This window comes from Niveispirillum sp. CC-CTL257, from assembly GCF_059489915.1.
In genome coordinates this window covers 655690-676798 of sequence record NZ_JCAJXE010000004.1, presented here as the reverse complement: position 1 = coordinate 676798, position 21109 = coordinate 655690, and the positions used below count along the sequence as shown (strand labels likewise).

The 21109-nt window shown below is 65.7% G+C and carries 8 protein-coding genes; 2 read left to right on the top strand and 6 right to left on the bottom strand.

All coding sequences use genetic code 11. From position 1 onward, the window contains the following. Positions 1 to 3: 3 nt before the first annotated feature. The 4 genes from ABC729_RS23410 to ABC729_RS23395 form a co-directional block, all read right to left on the bottom strand. Positions 4 to 2982: a CHAT domain-containing tetratricopeptide repeat protein gene (locus ABC729_RS23410; RefSeq protein WP_495610024.1), complete on the bottom strand. Its 2979-nt coding sequence runs from the start codon at positions 2980 to 2982 to the stop codon at positions 4 to 6. Further along, a complete protein-coding gene (locus ABC729_RS23405) occupies positions 2982 to 11870 on the bottom strand; it encodes an MBG domain-containing protein (RefSeq protein WP_495610023.1) in 8889 nt (2962 codons plus the stop codon). The genes ABC729_RS23410 and ABC729_RS23405 overlap by 1 nt, the downstream gene beginning before the upstream one ends. Before the next feature lie 10 nt (positions 11871 to 11880). Next, positions 11881 to 13527 (bottom strand): ShlB/FhaC/HecB family hemolysin secretion/activation protein, encoded by a 1647-nt coding sequence (locus ABC729_RS23400; protein WP_495610022.1) that lies wholly within the window; start codon positions 13525 to 13527, stop codon positions 11881 to 11883. A gap of 232 nt (positions 13528 to 13759) precedes the next feature. Then, positions 13760 to 14611 (bottom strand): MBL fold metallo-hydrolase, encoded by an 852-nt coding sequence (locus ABC729_RS23395; protein WP_495610021.1) that lies wholly within the window; start codon positions 14609 to 14611, stop codon positions 13760 to 13762. Between the two features lie 196 nt (positions 14612 to 14807). On the opposite strand from ABC729_RS23395, the gene ABC729_RS23390 reads away from it, so the two are divergent. Continuing rightward, positions 14808 to 15539 carry a cyclic nucleotide-binding domain-containing protein gene (locus ABC729_RS23390; RefSeq protein WP_495610020.1) on the top strand — a complete coding sequence of 244 codons (732 nt, stop codon included), beginning with the start codon at positions 14808 to 14810 and terminating at the stop codon, positions 15537 to 15539. A 119-nt stretch (positions 15540 to 15658) separates the two neighbouring features. Continuing rightward, a complete protein-coding gene (locus ABC729_RS23385) occupies positions 15659 to 16849 on the top strand; it encodes a GGDEF domain-containing protein (protein ID WP_495610019.1) in 1191 nt (396 codons plus the stop codon). A 7-nt stretch (positions 16850 to 16856) separates the two neighbouring features. On the opposite strand, the gene ABC729_RS23380 is transcribed toward ABC729_RS23385, so the two are convergent. Next, a complete protein-coding gene (locus ABC729_RS23380) occupies positions 16857 to 19766 on the bottom strand; it encodes a beta strand repeat-containing protein (protein ID WP_495610018.1) in 2910 nt (969 codons plus the stop codon). A gap of 116 nt (positions 19767 to 19882) precedes the next feature. Beyond that, a complete protein-coding gene (locus ABC729_RS23375) occupies positions 19883 to 20914 on the bottom strand; it encodes a substrate-binding domain-containing protein (RefSeq protein ID WP_495610017.1) in 1032 nt (343 codons plus the stop codon). Positions 20915 to 21109 lie beyond the last annotated feature (195 nt).

The following is a 21109-nucleotide window of genomic DNA, read 5'->3' as shown; positions in this document are numbered from 1 at the left end:
GGATCAAACTCCCTTGTCGGATTGCGGGGCGGCCCCCACCAGGGTGAAGGCCGCCCAATTGAAAGGATGCGCCGTCGCGGGATCGGACGCCAGAAGCCTTTGCGCCCGCGCCAATGCCTGGGCCGTATTGCCCCCGCCGGCGAACAGGCCCGTCATCAGCCGCACGGTGGGCACCGACGGCACCTGCCAATGGCTGACCAGCAGGGAGCGGGCACCCGCAAAGAAGAAACTCTCCGCCAGACCCGACAGCGCCTCACCGCCCAGCCTGGCATCCCCGCCCGCCGTGTTGCAGGCCGACAGCACCACCAGTTCGGCATTCAGCCGCAGCAAGGCGATATCGGACGCGGTCAGCAAACCATCATCGGCGGCACTGGCCGGCGGCTTAGCGGGGGGTGCTAGCGCCAGCCCCGGCTGGGCCTGACAGCGCAATTCCCCCGGCAGCAGCCCATGGGTAGCGAAATAGACGATGCGATACTGCTCCAGCCCCGCACCGCGCACCGCCACCTTGGTCACCGCCGGCCCGGTGATCAGGTCACCGGATGCGGCCCCCAGCCGCCCGCCAATGGCGCGGATTTCATCCGCCGTTTCCGGCAAGGGGGCGAGTGCGCGCAGTAAGGCGGGGTCCAGCGGCGCGTCGGTACGGCATTCCTCACTCAGCGCCTTCAGCCCGCCCGCCTCCTTGCCCTGAAATGGCGGGGCAGCAAAGCCGATGAAGGGTTTGGCCGCCGCCTTGCGCACTTGGCCCGCGTTCAGCGCCAGGAAGGCCGGCACTGACGGCACCACCGACAGGGCCATGTCCCGCACCATCCACGCCGCCTTCGCATAATCGCGACCCACCGGCTTTTCCCGCACCAGAAGCGCGGGCGGCAGGCTGGCCAGAGCGGCAGAGGGCACCAGCACCAGATGCTTTACCCCCGACAGAACCTCCCCCGCCCCGCCGAACAGCCGGACATAGAGATCATGCGACAAATCCAGGTTAAAGGGCGGCAGCACACCCGCGCGTGGCGTGATGGACCGGCGCAGTTCCCCCACCTTCTCCTGCAAATCCCCTCGCGTGATCGTGACCGGATACGTCAGGATGCCCGCCTTGGTCAGGATGAACCCATAGGACCCGCTGGCTGCAAAGGCAAACTGGACCAGCGCCTCCCCCGTCCCCAACCGGGCCGACAGGGTCTCCGCGGTCACGGGTGCCGGCTTGGTCAGCCGTGCATAGTCGGGGAACGCCGCCTGCAACTGCTGCTCCAGCCCGCGCGCCTGCGCCGTCGCGGCCTCCAGCTGTTTCAGCAGCTCGGCCTCGTGGGCCTTGTCGCGCTGCGCATCGGGCTTCGCGGTTTCCGCCGCCGCCTCGATTCGTAACCGGTCACGGCTGCGTACCGCATCTTGCTGCTGACGGATCAGGTCAGTGACAGCAGCGTCGCTGCTGGCGAAGCGGGCGGCGGCCCGCGTGATGGTCTGACCAACCACGCCCTCACGTACCATCTGCAGGGCCGCGAACATCTCCGCATGCAGGGACGCACGTTGCGCCGGTTCCGCCTGCCCCCGCCGGTACAGCACATCCAGGAACGGAGACAGCCGGTCCAGCGGCAATTGCCCCCTGTCCGTATCCAGGGCCGCCAGCATGGACAGCGCCTCGCGGTAAATGGCCAGCGCTTCGGCATCCATGCCGGCCTGGGCATAGACACGGCCCAGTTCCAGCATGCTGGACGCCACCGGCCACCCCGCCCCGAACAACTGCTTGTTCGACGCGACTGCCTTGGACATCAGGGCGGCCCCGCCCGCCGCATCACCCTTGCCAGCCCGCGCCAGCCCCTGGATGCCCAGGATGCGCGCATGCCACCAGGGCGGCAGGCCGCGCGTGCGGCTGAACAGGGTCGCCGCCTCAATGGTCGCCGCCTCGGCCAGCCCATATTGCTGCAACCGAAGTGAAACCGTGGCCTCCAGCAGCAGCGAATGGATCAGGTCGCCTCTGGCGGCGGCCAGACTGCCCAGAACGGCGCGGTTGGCCCCGCCACCGGCCTGCTCTTCCAGATCATCCACGATGGCGCGGCGGATGGCGCTGCTGTCGCGGCCCAGCGACAGGGCGCGACGCGCATCGCCGCTATTGGCGGCATGGAACGCCATGTAACTGCCCAGCCGCGCCCGCGCCGCCTTGTCGAAACTCTTCTGAAGCAAGGCGTCGGCGCGTCGGAACAGAGCGTCCGCCTCCGGTCCCCGCCCCTGGTTCGACACTTCCAGGGCCAGCGCCATCAGCGTGTCGCCCGCTCCCGGACTGTCTGGCCCCAGCGCCTTGCCCTGGATGTCCAGCGCCCGGCGATAGGCGGCCTCGGCCCCTGTATAATCCTCCACCGAATTGGACAGACGCCCCACCTCCGACAGCCGCTCGAACGCGTTCAGGTCGCCCCGCCCGAAGCGCAGCGCCTCATCCCCCAATGCGGCGCGCAGCAGGGCCGCGACATCCACACCACCCGTGACCGGTCGCGCCTCCAACAACCGGGGTGCGGCGATCAGCAGGTCGGCAATAGCGGGAATGCCGTCAGCCTGCACCATCCGCCTCCCCTCCACCTGCGTCACCCCAACATAGGGCCAACCCCCTTCACGCAACTGGCACTGGGTCAGCAGTCCGGTCCCGGCGGGCAGCGGCTGCGCGCCCTGACAGATGGCTTTCTGCGCCAGACTGCCGGCCCAGGCGGTGCGGTTCGCCTCCACCGCCAACTGTCGGGCCTTGGCCTCGGCCCCATCGGGCAGCGGGTCATACAGGTCGGTGACGGCAATGGACCCGCTGGCCTGTTCCCAATCCCCGCAATAAAGAGCGAAAGCCTTACCCTCGGCGGCTTCCATGGGGATGGCGCGGCATTCCTCCCCGATGGCATTGCGGCCCAGTGGAATCGGCCCATCGGCCCCTTTGGTCGCCACCGCCGGCCCCTTGGCAGCACAGGCGGACAGCAGCAGCAGGGACAGAATGGCAATCGGCAGACGGCCCATCACCACACCCGCCCCAGGTTGGGGAATTGCTGTTCCAGGCCCGGCGTGCCGTCCGGCGTTTCACCCGGCAGGCGGCGCTGCTGCGACAGCAGGCCGGGGATCATCTCCTCCGCCGCACTGTCATCATCGGCTGCCGACCCGCTGGCCGACTGCACGCTCTGGTTCACGGCGGCCAGCGCTGCCGACCCGCCATCGCCCACCGGGGCCGGGCTGGCCGCCACCGGGGCGGGCGGTGGGGTTACAACGGGGGCCGCCACCGCCACGGGTGCCGTCGCTACGGGTATCACGGGGGCTGCGACCGGCTTGGTAATGGTCGTCACAGGTGCCGTCTCCGCCACCAAGGGCGGCAGGACGCCGCCACCGGTCACGGTCAGCAGGCCATCGACATAGGTAATCTGGTAATTTCCATTACTGATGCCATCGGCATTGATCGCATAGTTGCCGGCGGGCGAGGCTTCGTCGGCCAGCGTCTGGAACCGCAGTCCCGTCAGGACCGCCGCCCCATCCCCATTGACCAACCCCTGGAAGCGTGCGGTGAAAACCGGGTTCGCCACCCCCGCCTGCCGTGTGGCATTATCGACCAGCACCGACAGGGGGGCGGGTGTAATGACGAAATCCGCACCTGTGAAACTGACCCGGTAATTGCCATTGGCCGTCAGGTTGCCCTGCCCGATGGCATAGCGCCCGGCATTCCCGCCCGCCGCCCGCGCCAACCCGCCCGTCAGCACACCCACCGCGCTGTCTTCCCGCTTCAGCCCCGAAACCGTAAAGGTCAGGGCCGGATCGGCAGCACCATAGACCCGGCTGACCGCATTGGCCGCGACCGACAGCAGGGCCGGGTTGATCACCATCTGCGCGCCGGTGAACGACAAAGTATAGTTCCGCGATGCCAGGGCCAATGTGCCCTGGTTGATGGCATAGGTGCCCGCATCTTCGCCTGCCGCCCGGCCCAGCGCACCCGACAGCACCGCCCCTGCCGCATCCCCGCGCTTCAGCCCGGACAATGTATAGGTCAGCGCCGGATCCGCATCACCATAGGTACGCGTCACCATCAGGGCCGCGACCGACAGGTTGGCGGGATTGATGGTCAGGGTGCCGGGCGTGAAGCTGATTGTGTAATTGGGGCTGACGCTGGCCAGACTACCCTGGCTGATGGCGTAGGTCCCCACATCCTCCCCCGCTGCCCGGCTCAACGCGCCGGACAGCACCTTGTCCAGGCTGTCCTTGCCGCGCAAACCGGTGGCGGTGAAGGTCAGGGCCGGGTCATCATCGCCATAGATCTTGGACAGGTTGGCCGCCACCACCGCCAGGGTCAGATTGGCGGGCCGGATGGTGAAATCCGCCCCCGTGAAGCTCAGAATGTAGTTGGTGTTGGCCGTCAGGCTGCCTTGGGTGATGGCATAGGTTCCGACATCCTCTCCCGCCGCCCGGCTCAACGCCCCCGACAGGGCCGCCGCCGCACCATCCCCCCGCTTCAGGCCAGCGACGCTGAAGGTAAGGGCCGGGTCTTCATCACTATAGACCTTGCCAACAGCATTGGCCGTCACCGACAGCGCGGCGGGCGTGATGGTCAGGGTTCCGGCATTGAAGGTCAGGGTATAGTTGGCCCCCGCCGACAGGCTCCCCTGCTCCACGGCATAGGACCCCGCATCCTCCCCGGTCGCTCGCCGGATCGCGCCTGACAGGCTGTCGCCCGCCACCAGACCCACGGCGCTATAGGATAGGGTCGGGTCGGCATCGCCATAGACCTTGGTTCCCGATCCCGCCGTCACAGTCAGCGGGGCCGGCGTAATGGTCAGCGTGCCGCCATTGAAGGTCAGCGTATAGTTCGGTCCCGCCGACAGGCTGCCCTGGCTGATGGCATAGGTGCCGGCATCCCGCCCCGCCGCCCGCGTCACGGTGCCGGACAGGCTATCCCCCGCCACCAGACCCGACACGGCATAGGTCAGGGCCGGGTCCTCGGTGCCATAGACCTTCGTAACCGACGCCGCTGTCACCGTCAGAGGGGCCGGCGTAATGGTCAGCGTGCCACCATTGAAGGTCAGCGTATAATTCGCGCCCGCCGACAGGCTGCCCTGGCCGATGGCGTAGGTTCCGGCATTCCGCCCCGCCGCCCGCGCCAAGCTGCCTGTCAGACTGTCACCATTGACCAGACCGGTCACGGTATAGGATAGCGCTGGGTCGTCCGTACCATAGACTTTGGTCAGGTTGCCGGCCGTCACGGTCAACGCGGCCGGATTGATGGTCAGGGTCCCTGTCGCCCCCTGCCCGCTGCCCATCACATAATTGCCGGCATCGGCACCGGTCAGCCCGTTGATGCGCTGTGTATAGGTTCCAACGCCCATCTTCGGGCCGGGCGTCACCGGCCCGCCCGCCCCTTCGACGCTGACGGACGCCTTCACATCATCGCCCGCGACCAGACCGGTCAGGGTCGCGGTGCCAGCGGTCGCCGTCTGTCCATAAACACTGGTGACGGGCGCGACCGTCGCCGTCAGCGCCTTGGGCGAGATGGTCAGCACGCCATTACTGTTTCCCGACCCTGCCAGCACATAATTGGCCGCCGACCCACCACTGAGCGCCGTCAGGGTCAGGTCATAGGTCCCCACCTTCAACCGGTCCGATAAGGTGCCGGCGGTCAGGCTCACGGCCCCTGTGACGCTGTCACCAGACAGCACACCCGTCAGGCTCGGCGTGCCCAGGACGGCCAGGGTGCCATAGGTGCTGGCGACATTGGCGATACTGAAACTCACCGGCTTTCGCGCCACCGTCAGAGTGCCGATACTGTTCCCGCTGCCGGCCACGCTGTAATTGCTGAAATCGGTACCACCCAGCGTAACCGTCTGATTATAGGTCCCCGCCGCCAGCCGATCCGACAGGGTAGCCCCTGACAGGCTGACGGTCGCGGTCACATCATCCCCGCCCACCACCCCTGTCAGGGTCGCGGTGCCCAATGTGGCCACAGTGCCGTAAATGGACTCCACCGCCGCAACGGAATAGGTCAGTTCCTTGGCCGCGATGGTCAGGGTCCCCGCCGTGTGGCCGCTGGCCGCCAGCTCATAATTCCCAACATCGGCCCCTGATATGGCCGTCACCCGCTGGGTCAGGCTACCAACCGCCGTGCGCGGGGCCAGGGTCACGGCATCGGCCCCGCGATAGGTGGTAACCGTGCCCGTCACCGCATCGCCATCCACCAGCCCGCCCAGCGTCACCGTCCCGCCGCTGGCCGTCGTGCCATAGGTGCTGTTGCTGTTGGTGATGCTGTAGGTCAGGGCCTTCTTGGTGACGGTCAGGGTGCCGGTGCCATAGCTGAACCCGTATCCCAGGTCGGATGCCAACGTCCCCGCCCCGGCGGTCAGCGTATAGGACCCGACATTGCGCCCCGCCCCGGTGATGGCCCCCGTCCCGCTGACCGCAGTGCTCAGCGTATCGCCCGACACCAGCCCCGTGACTGTATAGGTCAGGCCCGTGATGGTGGAGCCTGTATAGGTCCGGCTGACCGTATCCGGCGTCACCGTCAGGGTGGGGGCATAGCTGTAAACGAACCGGCTGCCGCTGTTGGACACGGCGCTGTAGGTGCGGTCGGCGAAGGTGAAGCTGCGATTATAAAGCGGCAGGGCCGAAATGCTGCCCGTACTGCTGGTCAGCGGACTGTTGGAGAAGACCAGGAACCGCCCCCCACCCGTCACCGACAGGGCGCTGGACCCGGCGCTGTTGGTAAAGGTGCCATTGGCGGCCAGGATCAGGGCATCGCCCGTGCCATTGGCGCTGACGCTGGCCCCCGATGCCAGGGTCAGGTTGCCGCCGGTCGACAGCTTAACCGTCCCCGTCGTTGTCACCCCTGCCACCGACCCGATGGTGCCGATACTGGCCGCGCCCGACAGGCCGACATCCAGGCTACCAGTATTGGCGGCCACGGTACTGACGGCGTTGGACGCATGGGCCAGCGTATAGGCACCCCCGGCCCCGTTCAGCGACAGGCCCGATGCCGTGATCGCCGCACTCTGCGTCACGGTTCCCGTGCTGGTCAGGGTCAGGTTGCCTGTGCCTGCATTGGCCCCCGCCACCCCATCCACGGTGCCCAGCGCAAAGCCGGTATCGTCGCGAAAGGCGATGGCACCATTGCTGCTGCCCGTGGTCGCGGCCAGGGTGGTGACGGCATTGTTGGCGGATGCCAGCGCCACGGCCCCGCCCGCCGTCACGGCCAGATTGGTGACGGTGACCGTCCCCGTCTGGCTGATCCCCGCCCCGCTGCGCAGGTGCAATGTGCTGCTGCCCGTGGGCGCAATGGCCCCCGTCATACTGATGGCACCGACACTGGACGACCCGATGCGGATGGTCCCCGCCGTCACCCGGTTCAGTTCAGCCGATGAAATCTCCAGCCCGCTGCCGGCATCGGTGGCCGAACCCAGGTCGATCCCCCGCGCGGCGGTGGCGGTGGTCAAGGTCGCCGTCGCCGTGCCGGCATTCACCGACCCGGTCAGGTTCAACCGGTCGGCAGTCAGGGTAATGTCCTGGTTTTGGGTGGTGATGGCCGCGTTGACCGTCAGCAGACCCTTGGTACTGGCCGACAATGTGCCCGCATCTGACCCGCTGCCCGTAGACAAGGCACCACCGATGGTGATGGCACCATTATTGGTGGTCAGGCTGGTATTATCCTTGAACGCTGCCCCGGAAACGCTGATCGCCCCCGTCCCGTCCGACCGGCCGATCGTGACGCTGCTGAACCCGGCGCGCAGCGTATCCAGTTCCGTCTGGCCCAGTTCCAGATCGCTGGACCCCACCGCCCCATCGCCCACGGCGATGCTGGCAGAGGTGCTGTTGGGACGGATCACCAGATTGCCATTGCCACCGATGCTGATCGCCGCCGTGCCTGTGCCGCTGGTCAGGGTGACCTTGTCCGCCGTCAACGTGACGGTCCCGGCATAGGCAGTAGTGCCGTCCCAGCCGATATAGGCCCGGCTGCTGTCCGACGCCCCGCTATTGGCGGCGATCAAGCCATTGGTGCCCGTGGCCGTCAGGCCCAGCGCCCCGCCGCCCGTGCTGTAAATCGCACTGCGCGTACTCGGGTCATCGCGCAGCAGGATACCGTACCGGTTGGTCCCTGTTGCCGCCTGCGCCCCGTTCAGGGCGATGGCCCCGCTGGCGCTGCGGATGCTGCTGCCATTGCCGATGGCGATACCGCTGGTCAGGGTGTTGCCCGTCCCGCCAGCCCCGTTCAGGGTAATCGTCCCGGCCCCGGCGGCGATCAGGCTGCTGGCATTGACATTGATGCCGATGCCCGTGCCGGCATTGGTGCCTGACGGCGCACCGTCGCCATTGATCAGGATATTGCCGCCGGTCCCGCTGTTCAGGGTGCTGCTGGTGATATTCACGCCGATGCCGGTATCGGCCTTGCCCTCCGCCGCGCGGGTGGCGGGTGTCGTGCCGCTGCCGATGGTGATATTGCCGCCATTGCTGGAAAGCGTGGCACCGCTGATGGCCACCCGGCCCGCCGACCCGCTTTCATTGCCATCAGCGGCCAACACGATATTGACCTTGCCCGACCCCGACACGCCGACATTGGCGTTCACATCCACGTCAATATCGCTGGACAGGGTCAGGGTGCCGGTACCCGACCCGGCATAGGTGGCGGCCTGACCCAGGGTGATCATGGCTGCTGCCGCATAAAGGCTGGCATCGCCGGTAAAGGTCAGGCCGGTCGTCCCCGCCACCGTCCCGACACTGAACACGGAGGTGCTGCGGAAATTCACCGACCCAGTATTGCCGGCCAGGGTCGTGACATTGTTCGACCCGTTGGTCAGGGTGTAGCTGCCGCCGGTGCCCAGCAGCGACAGGTTGGCGACATTAATGGCCGCACTCTGCGTCACCGCGCCTGCACTGGCCAGTTCGACCGTATCGCTGGCATGGCTCAACGCGTTGCTGATCACCAGATTGCCGCCATCCAGGGCACCCAGGCGCAGGGTGCCGGCGCTGATCTGGCCGATCTCCGCCTGCGAGACATTGGCCGTGCCCGACCCTGCCCCCGTTGCGCCCACATCCATCTGCCCGCCCGTGGCAAAGGGGCGAAGCTGCACACGGCCTGTGCTGGTGATGCTGGTGCCGGACAGGGCGATATCGCCGCCCGACAGCACGATGGTCCCGGCCCCCGCCGTGGCATTCGTGCCGGTCAGGGCCAGATCATTGCGCCCGCGCAGGCTGATATCGCCGCCATTGCTGGTGAAACTGCCATTGCCGGCGGTCAGGGTGCCGCTGCTGCCATTATATCCGGCGGTAACATCGATCCCCAGCTTGTTGCTGCTGGAACTGGCCCCGATCCCGGCATTGAAGGTGACGTCGTCCTTGGCGCGCAGGGTCAGCGTGGCATCCCCGCCCGCCGACTTGGCGATGGAATTGGTGACCGTGATCCCGCCCACCCCCGCTTCGACCAGGGCATCCTTGCCTGCATCCAGGAAGGTTTTCAGCAGGGCCGCGATGGAACTGCCGATGCTCAGGCTGCTGCTGATCAGCTCAAACGCGCCGATATTACTGGCGGATGGGTTGGCCGCCACGCTGACGGTCCCCGTATGCTGATCATGACCGACGGTCAGGATACCGGCGGTGACGCTGCCCAATTCCGCCGTGGACAGGGCTAGACCCAGCGTATCATCGCTCCCGCCGATGATCAGGTCTCTGCCGTTGCTGCTGGTTCGAAGATGCACCCGCCCCGTTGATTGCACCGTGCCCCCGGTGAGGGACATGGCATCCGAAGACAGGGTGATGGTGCCCGATTGCGACCCGCCGCCGAACGCCCCGCTGCCATTGACCATCAGGCCGACACTGCCCGACCCGCCCGTCGCCGTCACCGACAGGTCGCCCGACCCTGCCGCCACGGTGAAACCGCCACTGGTTACCACACCGTAATTATCGCTGCCCGAACTGCCGGCCCCCGCTCCCGTCAGGGTGATGGTGCCGCTGTTGGCGCTGATGGCCCCGCCGCTGCTGCGGTCCAGGCGGATGCCCACGGCCCCCGTGGTGCCACCCTGCGCCGTGCCCGCGATACTGACGGTGCCGCTGCCGGTAGCGCTGGCCGTGCCATAGGCGAAATCCACGCCGACAGCACCCGTACCGGTCACGGATATGGCGCCATTGCCGCTGGACAGCATGCTGTTCCCGGCCAGCGAGATACCCGTGGCAGTGCCCATCCCGGTCAGGGACAGCGACCCCGACCCCGTGGTGAAGCGCGCATTCGACAGGGTAACACCCGTGGTCGCCCCCGTGCCCGTGGCGGTCAAGGTGATGCTGCCGCCATTGCTGGTGAAATTGCCACCCGTCGCCTGGAACGAACGGCCGGCATTGAAACTCATGGACAGCGCGCCACTGCTTGAACTGACCCCGATGCCGCTGGCAAAGCTGATATCCTGCCCGGCATTCAGGGTCAGGGTGGCACCTGTTCCCGCACTCTTGGCAATGGAACTGTCGATATTGATGTCGGCACTGGCGGCCAGGGTGACGCTGGTCCCTGCGTTCAGCAGCGTCTCAACGGCCCCCGCCGTGATCAGGCTGGTCACCGCCCCCTGATCGCTGGTGCTGTCCAGATCGCCAGGATTGGTCAGGTCATCACCGGTGGTACTGTCGCCATTAATGTCGGCGGTTGCCCCGATGGTAATATTGGTCGGGTCCAGCAGCAATTCACCGGCCCTGCCCCCCGGCCCACCGGCCAGATCGGCGGTGCCGGCAAAACGCAGGCTGCCCTTGCCCGACACTTCGGCGAAGCCGCCATCGCCGACACCCCGCGCGCTGACCGCCCCTTCATGCACCGTCCGACCATCGGACCAGATGATGATGCGCCCACCATCACCCGCCGCACCATTGGCCATCACGCGGCTGCCGGCATCAATCCGGGTCACCTGCGACCGGTGCAGATCACCCTGCCCCTGGAAATCCCCGCCAATGCGCACCGATCCGCCATCACCGGTCCCCGATGCATCCACGACCGCCCCGGTCAACGTGACCTTGTCGCCCAGCACATCAATGGAGCCGCCCTCGGCACGGACGGTGCCGGAAACAGTCGTCTCCACCCCTTCCCCGCCGATGATGATGCGGCCATCCACCTCCCGCGCCGCCGTGGCCTCCACCAGCCCCCCGGCATTGATCACGCCGGCCAGCCCGTTGCGCGCCGCCCGCGCCGTCATCAAAACCTGGGCACCGGTAAGGGTCCCGTCATTCAGGACCCGTCCCGCCAGTTCCGCCGGGATTTCAAACCGCAGCAGCCCATCGCCGGCCAGATCCAGCGTGAACCTCTCCGCCCCGGCCAGGACCACGCGGCCCATCCGCGCCTCAACCACCCCGCTATTGCGCACCTCGGATGCCGCCAGCACGGCATAACCGCCATCCGCCACCCGGATGGTGCCCTCATTCACCACCGCCGTCCCGGCCTGCCCCGCCTTGCCAAAGATCAGGCGTCCGGCCGCGAAATCGGCATTGTCGATATCCGCCGTGGTGGCCAGAAACGCGCCGGCATCAATGCGGGCACCCCTGCCCATCACAATACCGGCCTTGTCGATCACTACCACCTGACCATTGGCCGTCAGGCTGCCGTCAATGCGCGTGCCAGCGCCGTGACCGATCACGCGATTGACCAGGAGCGATCCCACCCCCGGCTGCGTCACCGCCACCGACTGTCCCGCCCCGATATCAAAGCTGCGCCAATCGATCAGGGCGCGGTCACTGGTCTGGTTGATCAGCGTCTGGCCGCCCTGGGTCATGATCCCCGCCCCGCCCACCACGACGGTCCCGCCCTGCGGGGATTGCGCCGCCGCGGGCAGGGTGAAGACGGACGCCAGCGTCAGGGCGCGAAAACCGCGCCCCCATCGCTTTTGTCCCGTCCCCTGCTGCCGCACGGCCTTCATCCCATCCCCCTTAAAGCTGCACTGTCAGATCGACGAACAGGCGCGTATTCCGTCCCTCCGCCCCCGGAATGGGTAGTGACCGCAGGGTCCGCGCCAGCTCCAGCGACAGGTTGGCCTTGGTGAACAGGCCCACCCGCACCCCGCCACCCGCCGACAACAGGTGCGTATTGGCGGCCACACTGTCCCAGACCCGGCCCCCATCGACAAAGCCGTACAGCGTGAACCCGTCCACCCGCTCAATCCCCGGATTGAACGACCGGCGCAGTTCCAGGCCAGCCCCCACGCCGTTCGGCCCCGACAGGTCCCCGCCATTATAGCCGCGCCCGAACCGGCTGCCGCCCAGCGCGAATTCTTCGCCGGCCAGCAGCGTGTCGGGTGTATACTGCCCTGCCAACGTCAGGGTCGCGCCGATATCGGCGAACAGGCGGCGACCATAGGCGACCTCGCCCGTAAACTTCGAATACCAGGGGTTGGGGGCCAGGCGCGAGGCATCGCGGTCCCCCCGCCCCGTGGCCCCCGCCACGTCCAGCCCCTGCGTCACGCCGGCCTGCGCGAACAGGTCACCACCCGCGAACCGCAACTGGCTGTAACTGATGCGCGCATCCACGCTGCGCCATTGGTCACGGCTGAAGGGCAGGGCCAACAGCTCCACCGTCGCCTTCTGCGCGTTCCACCCCGCCTCAATGGTCAGGTTGCGCGCGCGTGACCGGATCACGGGCAGCGACAGGCGCTGGCCCATGCCATAGCCTTCGGTCGCCACGGCAAACGGCTTCAGCGCCGCGCCGGGTCGGCCGCGGCTGTAATTGGCGCTGGTGGTCAGGCTCAGGCCCGTCCCTTCCAGCGGCTGCACCCAGCGGCCATTGGCCGATCTTTGTTCCTTGACCTGCGGTGTGGCCGACAGGGTCAGGCCCAGCTGTTCGCCAAACCCGAACGGCGAATTGGCCGCCAGATCGACAAAGGCCGACCAGGGGCCGGCAAATTCCGACCCCCGATTGCCGATGCCGGCCACCATGGCATAGGGCGTTTCGCTGTACCCGACCAGCAGCTCCGCCGCCCCGAAACTGTCGCCGGGCCGCACCAGCCCCGTGACATTCACCCCCGGCAGGTCATCGACCAGCAACAGGCCGCGTTCGATCAGGTCCACCCGCGCCGGCCGCGCCGCCACGGCACCGGCCAGCCGTGCCTCCACCCGCTTGCGCTCCTGTGCCCCCCCGCCCTCGACGCGCACCCGCTCCAGATGCCCTTCGATCACCCGGATGCTGATAATCTGGTCCTTAATCTCCTGCGCCGGCACGAACACGCGCGTCAGACCGAAACCCAGCGCCAGATAGCGGGCCTGCATGCGGTCGGCCAATGCTGTGATATCGGCCAGGGTCACGGGCTTGGCGATGGTGGCCTGAATATCCTCGGCAAATTCCACCTGCGGGTCAAAGACCGACGCCCCCTCCACCGCCACGCGGATCAGGGTGAAACGCAGGTCGCCGGCCCCGGCGGCGGGGGTTCCCTTGCGCTGGGCCGGGATGGAGAATTGCAGCTGGGCCTTAGGGGCCTTGCGCATCTCTTCCAACGGTGCCGGAACCGTGGGCCGCCCCGGCTCCACAGCGCCCGGCAGGCGTGCGGGCGGGGCCGACTGCGCATGTGCAGCGGCAGGCGCCATCACGGCAACCATTCCCACAATTGCCAACCGACGACGCATATGTCCCCAACGCTTTGATGCTTCGGTTAAGTTTTAAGCTGAAGGGGGCAGGTCGTGCCAGCCGTTTATTCATTAACATCGCGGTCGCTTGGGCTTTAGCCATAGCGACCGCGAAAGAAAAAACACGACTGTCCGCTGGACTATACACACGCTTTGGTGGTTACTCGCCTGCTGCGTGCTGGTATTGCTTCGCTTACCGCAGCAATTCCCCATCCGGTGTGATCACCTGCCCTTCGCGTGCCACCAGGGCACCGGGATGGCGGGCGCGGGCCTGGGCCGCGATCTCGTCCAGAAGATCGTCGGTGCGTTCCGGGCAATGGTGGAAAATCACCGGATGGCGCACCCCGGCATGGTCGGCCAGACGCAGCGCCTCTTCCCAGGTGGAATGGCCCCACCCGACATGATCGGCATATTCGGCGTCGCTGTAGCTGGCGTCATAGATCATGACGTCGGCCCCGCGTACCAGATCGGCGATGGTCTCGTCCCGTCCCTCTGCCGGATGTTCGGTATCGGTGATCAGGCAGATGGACCTTCCCTGATAATCGACCCGGTATCCCGTGGCCCCGTTGGGATGGTTCAAGGGGCAGGTGCGCACAATCAGGCCGGGCCGTGGTTCCAGAACCTGGCCGCCCGTGAATTTCCGGTAATCCATGCAGCGTTCCAGCCCGCGCAGCGGGACGGGGAAAAGCGGGGCGGCCATCAGACTGCCCAGAACCTGTCCCAGGGTCAAATCGGGACCCAGATGCCCTTCCCACAGGCTGATGCGGCTGCGCCTGTCATGAAAGGGGGCGAAGAAGGGAAATCCCACGACATGGTCGATATGGGTATGGGTGAAGAACAGGTCTGCCGTGACCGGTCCCCCCTCCTTCTCCAGCGCATCCCCCAACAGCCGGATACCCGTGCCCGCATCAAAAATCAGCAGATGCGGACCACAACGCATTTCCAGGCAGGTGGTATTGCCGCCATAACGCAGCGTCTCGGCTCCCGTGGTCGCGATACTGCCGCGCACCCCCCAGAACCGCACAAAGATACTGTCGTCGCTCATGTCCTGGTGATCCGCCGCCCTCTTGCCGACCCGCACTTTCAGCCAAGGATTGGAAAAGGGCAACAGCCCACCGCCAGGATGACGCAGGAAAAGCAGCAACCCCGGGCTTGCGGTCACACCCGCTGAAAACGTAAATGAATATTCAATGTTCCACGGGCATGCTGCGCCCGACCACAAACCGTGCAGGATACCGGAATTGGATGAGATCAACGTCGCTCCCGGCAAGTTGCTGATCAAGGAGGGGGACTGGTCCGGCGATGCCTTTCTGATCACGGCGGGCCGGGTCGAGGTCTTCCGCGCGATGAACGGCGTGAAAAACCGGCTGGCCACGCTGGGGCCGGGCGAAATCGCGGGCGAGATGGGGCTGATCGACAATGCCCCGCGCTCGGCCTGCATCGCGACGATGGAGCCGACGCGCCTGATCGTCATTTCCCGCGACGTGTTCGTGAAGCAGCTGCGGTCCGCCCCGCCGCTGGTGCGGTTCGTGCTGCATTCGCTGGTCCGCACCCTGCGCGCCCTGAATGGCATCCCCACCGACAATGGCGATCCGATCTTCACCGACGATCCCATCGTCTCGGAACGCACCCACAAACTGCTGCGCCGCGATACGTTCGCGCCCGGCCGCACCATCTTCCGGCGCGGGGAAGAGGCGCATTGCGCCTATCTGATCCAGTCGGGTCTGGTCGAGATCACCCGCGAAACGCCGGAGGGGGCAGCCGTTGTCCTGGGCCATGCCGGCGTCGGTTCCGTTTTCGGCGAGATGGCCCTGCTGCGCGACGCCAACCGCGCCGCCACCGTCACCGCTGTGGAACTGACGGTGTGCGAGGTGATTAGCCGGCAGCGGTTCGAGGAATTGTTACGGGCGGCGCCTACGCTGATTCGTCAGTTGATCAATTCTTATGTTGGACGTATTGAGCGCGGGCTGTGATTTTGCCCGCACTCCTTGCGTGAATGGGCGGGGTAAATCTCACACGGACGTATTCTTTCTGCTTACCCATTGCCGTCGCACCGGAAAGGTGTAGCATTAGGCCGAACAAAACGGATTGAATGATGCTGCCGGCCTTGGATCTGGCCTCCATATTTATCGCGAATGCGGTCGTCACGGGCGTGGCGGCGCTGGTTTTGCGCTTCATTCGCCACTACCACCCCGACCTCACGGGCACCGGCCATTGGGCACTTGGCCAGGCTTGTTATGCCTTTGGCTTTGTTCTGCTCTATCTTTCAATGATGGACCCGTTCCAGCGATCATCTCTTCCTGGCTTCTTCTTCACCATTGCCGGGACTTTGCTGACGACCCTGGGCTTTCACCGCTTCCTGGGCCTGCCGGGCAGGGTCTGGCCCTATGCGCTTGGCTTTTTCCTGTTGGTGGTCGGCTTCTGCATGCTGGTGTCGCTGGTCCTGGAGCAACCCGGCTACATCATGGCCACCACCGTGACGACGCAAACCACGGTCAGTGTCGTCAATGTGATCCTTCTGCGCCGGTACAGCCGGGGTGCCATGCGGCCAGCAGCCGTCACGCTGGCGGGGCTGCACGCCATCTGGGCGCTAATCGGGGCGGCGCGGACCCTGTTCATCATCGTCACGGGCTTCGATACAGAAGCGGCCATTTCAATGATGCCCCCCTCCATGCTGGGCGGCACCTTCCTGCTGACCTGTCACGCGCTGGGTCTGGTCTGGATGATCGTCGGCCGCATGCAGGAACATCTAGTGCATCAGGCCGCGACCGATCCGCTGACCGGCGCGTTGAACCGCCGGGCGCTGCAGGCGCGGCTGGAACAGGAACGGACCCGCGTGCTGCGCGATGGCGGCGGCTTCGCCCTGGCCACCTTCGACCTGGATCATTTCAAGCAACTGAACGACACGCACGGCCATGTCGTGGGTGACGCCACTCTGGTGGGCGTGGTGAGTGCGGCGGGCGGCCTGCTGCGTCCGGTCGACGCTGTGGCCCGCCTGGGGGGTGAGGAATTCTGTTTGCTGCTACCCGACGTGACCGGTGACGGCGCTATTGCCATGGCGGAGCGTTTGCGCTCCTCGCTGGAGGGGCTGGAAATCGCCAGCACGACGGGCCCTGTGGCCGTGGCGGCCAGTTTCGGCGTCGCCTGGTACGGCACGCACGGGCATGATTGGCCGACCCTGCTGAAGGCCGCCGACAGCGCGCTCTACCGTGCCAAGCGCAATGGCCGCAACCGCGTGGAAGTCGCGAACCCTGTCATCGGGCCGGACCTGCGCAGTGCCTGATCGCCTGTCACAGACCCAATGACCCTGCCGCCAGGGTCGCCACGGCCGTCAGGGTGATGGCGAAATCGGCCACGCCGTCGCCATTCACATCGCCCAGCACCTGCAAATCGGCACCTACCGTCTGGATGCGCAATTGCCCCGCCACATTGCTGAAGGCAGCGGCCCCGATGAAGGTGAAGGCGTCGTCGCCGGCGGTCGCCGTATTGGCGTCAATGCCGGTCAGATCAATCCGGTCGCCCTGGGCCGCCACGAAATCACTGATGGTGACCGGCAAGGCCACGGGGCTGTCGGCAATGGCGGCCAGCACAAAGCTGTCGCCGCCCAACCCGCCTGTCAGCGTGTCCGCCCCACCACCGCCGGTCAAGGTATCGGCCCCATCTCCACCGGTAATGACATTCGCCAGGGCATTGCCGGTGCCGGTAAAGGTGCCGGTGCCCGTATAGGTCAGGTTCTCGACATTGGCCATCAATGTCAGGCTGGCTAAGTCGGTTCGAACCGTATCCGTACCCTCCCCCGCCAGTTCCACGACCACATCGGTGGCGACATCGACGACATAGACATCATCGCCCAGACCGCCGTTCAGACTGTCGGTTCCGGCCCCGCCATCCAGAAGGTCGGCACCCGCCCCGCCCGTGATGGTGTTGTTGTCGGCATTGCCCGTGCCCGTGAAGTTACCGCCTCCGGTATAGACCAGGATCTCGGTATTGGCGGCCATGGTCACGCTGGCTGCGGTGGCGCGGATGGTGTCCGTACCCTCACCCGCCACCTCCACCACCACGTCCAGAGCAGCGTCGACGACATAGCTATCGTCGCCGATCCCACCGATCAGGCGGTCATCACCGGCACTACCATCCAGACTGTCATTGCCGTCCCCGCCCGTCAGGGTATCGTTGGCGGCGGCACCGATGATGACATTGTCTGCTGTATTGCCGACACCGATAAAGGCTGCGGTCCCCGTATAGGCCAGATTCTCCACTTCAGCATCCAGCGTATAGGTGCTCAGCGCCGTGCGGACAGTGTCTGTTCCTTCCCCGGCCAACTCCGTAATGACGTCGCTGCCGGCATTCACGATATAGACGTCATTGCCGGCCCCGCCGGCAAGTTCATCAATCCCCGCCCCGCCATCCAGCGTGTCGTCGCCGACCCCGCCGGACAGCGTATCAGCACCCGCCCCACCCGTGATGGAATTGGCCGCTGCATTGCCTGTACCTGCGAAATCGCCGATGCCGATATAGGCCAGATGTTCCAGATCGACCGCCAGCGTATAGGTGGCCAACCGGCTATTGACGGTGTCAGTACCCTCTCCAGCCTGTTCGACGATCAGATCGCCTGCATCATCAACGACATAGGTGTCGTTGCCGGTGCCGCCGGTCATGCTGTCGGCCCCTGACCCGCCATCCAGCGTGTCATTGCCGGCCAACCCGGTCAGCGTGTCATCGCCGCCACCACCCTGGATGCTGTTGTCGGCGGCATTACCGGTGCCGTTGAAGGCAGGGGCACCAGTGTATTTCAAATTCTCGAAATCGGTCAGCAGCGTATAGGTGGCAAGGTCGGTGCGGACCGTGTCCGTACCCTCACCGGCGGCCTCATTGATCACATCGGCGATGCTGTCGATGACATAGGTGTCGTTACCCTCGCCCCCGGTCAGCGTGTCGGCACCGGCCCCGCCATCCAGCACGTCATTGCCATCGCCGCCCGTGATGGAATTATCTAGGCTGTTGCCCGTACCGTTGAAGTTGCTGGTTCCCTGATAGAGCAGGTGGTTCTGCGTGGCTGTCAGGGTGAAGGACGACGCGGTCGTATTGACCGTTACCTTCCCCGTACTATCCACCGTTTCAAAGGAATAGCCGAAGTCGGACGTGTCCAGGATGCCGTTGAAACCCTGGATGCGGAAGATCAAGTCATCGGCCCCCAGGTTGCTGCTGCGTGTAGGACCCGCCACAACCAGATAGACCTCGCCCAGAAAGCTGAACAGACCGGCCTTGTTGGTGTCGTACAGCGGCTGTCCTCGCGCGAACAGGAAGTTCATGGCGGCATAAAAGGAAATGCCGGTAGCGCGCAGAACCCCGCCCGACGCCACGGAATTCACGGCAAAAGGCAGTTCGACACTGTCCGCCAGCGACACGCCGTCACCGCCGAAATCAATGCCGATCAGCGTATCCATGCTGTTGAATACAAGGGCCGTCTGTAGGCGGGTTTCCACCACGCGAGAGAACACGAAACGGTCTGCTCCCGATCCGGCGATCAGCCTGTCCAGCCCCAGTCCGCCGACCAGAACGTCATCGCCGGCTGTTGCGATCAGCGTATCATTGCCCAGCCCACCCACCAGACTGTCATTGCCATACCCGCCGATCAGGCTGTCATCCCCCGACCCACCGATCAGGGTATCATTGCCCAGCGCGCCATCGATGGTGTCGTTTCCGTCACCGCCATCGATGTAATTATGGAACCGGTCCTTGATATCTCCGCGCAGCCGTTCGGCGGTGCTGTTATCAAAGGTCTGAATCTGCACCGGCCCCTGGATGGTTTCCGGCTGCAAGGTGAACAGGCGGGGGGCGTTGCCGGTGCCTTCATTGTCAAAGGCGGTGATGGTGCCTGCGACCTTGTCCACCGCATAGATGATGACGCTGTGCGGCTCCACAATGGTGCCGTTGTTCCAAACAAAATGCAGGATCTCGCCCACCTGCAAATTCCGGTACATGATCTTCAGATCCTTGACCGCCACGGTGCGGTAGTCGGCCCAGCTGTCCAGCCGGTCATCCACCATCACGACCGTGTCTTCGGACCCGTTCGTCACCCGCTCACCGCCAAAAATCATGCCGGCATCGTTCAGGACGGTGCGGAACAGCTCCATCTCATCCTCCACCGGCTCTCCGGCGGCGATGGCGGCATCCAGAACGGTCTTCAGGCTGGGCATGGGGGGACTCCGGGCGGCAAAAATTTCCCAGGACACAAGGGATTCCCGGTGTCCTGGTCCGCTAACTGCAATTCATAGGCCAAGCAGCAGCCTACCGCTGAAGGCCGGCGCGCACCTCACGTACCCCGCACCACCAGCCGCGCGGCGAGGCTGACCGATGCCACTTCCTCGCCATTGATCAGGGACAGGATGCGCTGCGCCAGCAGCTCGCCACCGGCCTGCCAATCCTGATGGACAGACGACAAGGGCGGTGTCAGGCAGGCACCCAGCGGCGTATCATCGTAACCGATCACGGAAATGCGTTCCGGCACGGCAATGCCGCGTTCCTGCAGCGCCTGCAACGCCCCAATGGCCAGAAGGTCGCTGGCAGCCAGCAGACAGTCGAATGCGGCACCGCCATCATCGATCCATTGGGCAATCGCCGCCGACCCGGCCGCGATGCTGAAGGGGCAGGAAATGCCGCCCACCAGCTGCCCGCCCCCGGCGATCATGGCGTCGCGGAACCCGTCATGGCGCTGCTCGATCTCGGCGTGGCTGGTGTCGCCGATGAACAGGCCGCGCCGGCGTCCCATGGACAGGAACCGCTCAGCGGCCAGGGCCCCACCCTGGCGGTTGTCGGACCCGACCGTCACATAATCATGCTCCGGCGCTTCGGCGCCCCAGACGACCAGCGGCACATCGCTGTCGGCCAGTTGTGCCGCCGCCTCATCGTGGCTGCCCTGGCCCAGCAGGATTATGCCGTCAGCCGTCTGTACCGCCGGTGTATGAACCCCGTCACGGGTGGTCAACACGACGGCATAGCCGATGCTGGTCAGTTCCTGACAAATACCGCCCATCAGCGCCATCGGGAACGGGTCGGACAGGGGCCGGTCGGGGCTGGGCTTCATCTCCACCACGACGGCGACCGTATTGGATCGTTGCAGGCGCAGGCTGCGCGCCGAGAGGTTCAGCTTGTAGCCATGCTGCTTGGCCAGCGCCTGGATCTTGGCCCGCGTGTCGGGCTTCACGGTCGGGCTGTCACGCAGGGCGCGCGATACCGTGATCTTCGATACCTGCGCCAGTTCCGCCAGGTCGGCCATGGTCAAGCGGCCGGCGGGCGCGGCCTTGGCTTCAATCTCGGGTCCGCGGGCGGCTGCGGGCTTGATCATCGGGCTTTCGGCGGGTCACGGGCGGGAAGCGCGACATTGGCACGGGAAGCGATTTTTTCCAAGGGTTTGGCAAGACCCAATCGCATAGGGCCAGCCCCCATTCTCATACGTAGTCAGAAAAATGATATCGATATCTTGACATCGATAACATTGATGTTAGCTTAGGCATCAACCACCGCATCATGGCGGCGGATC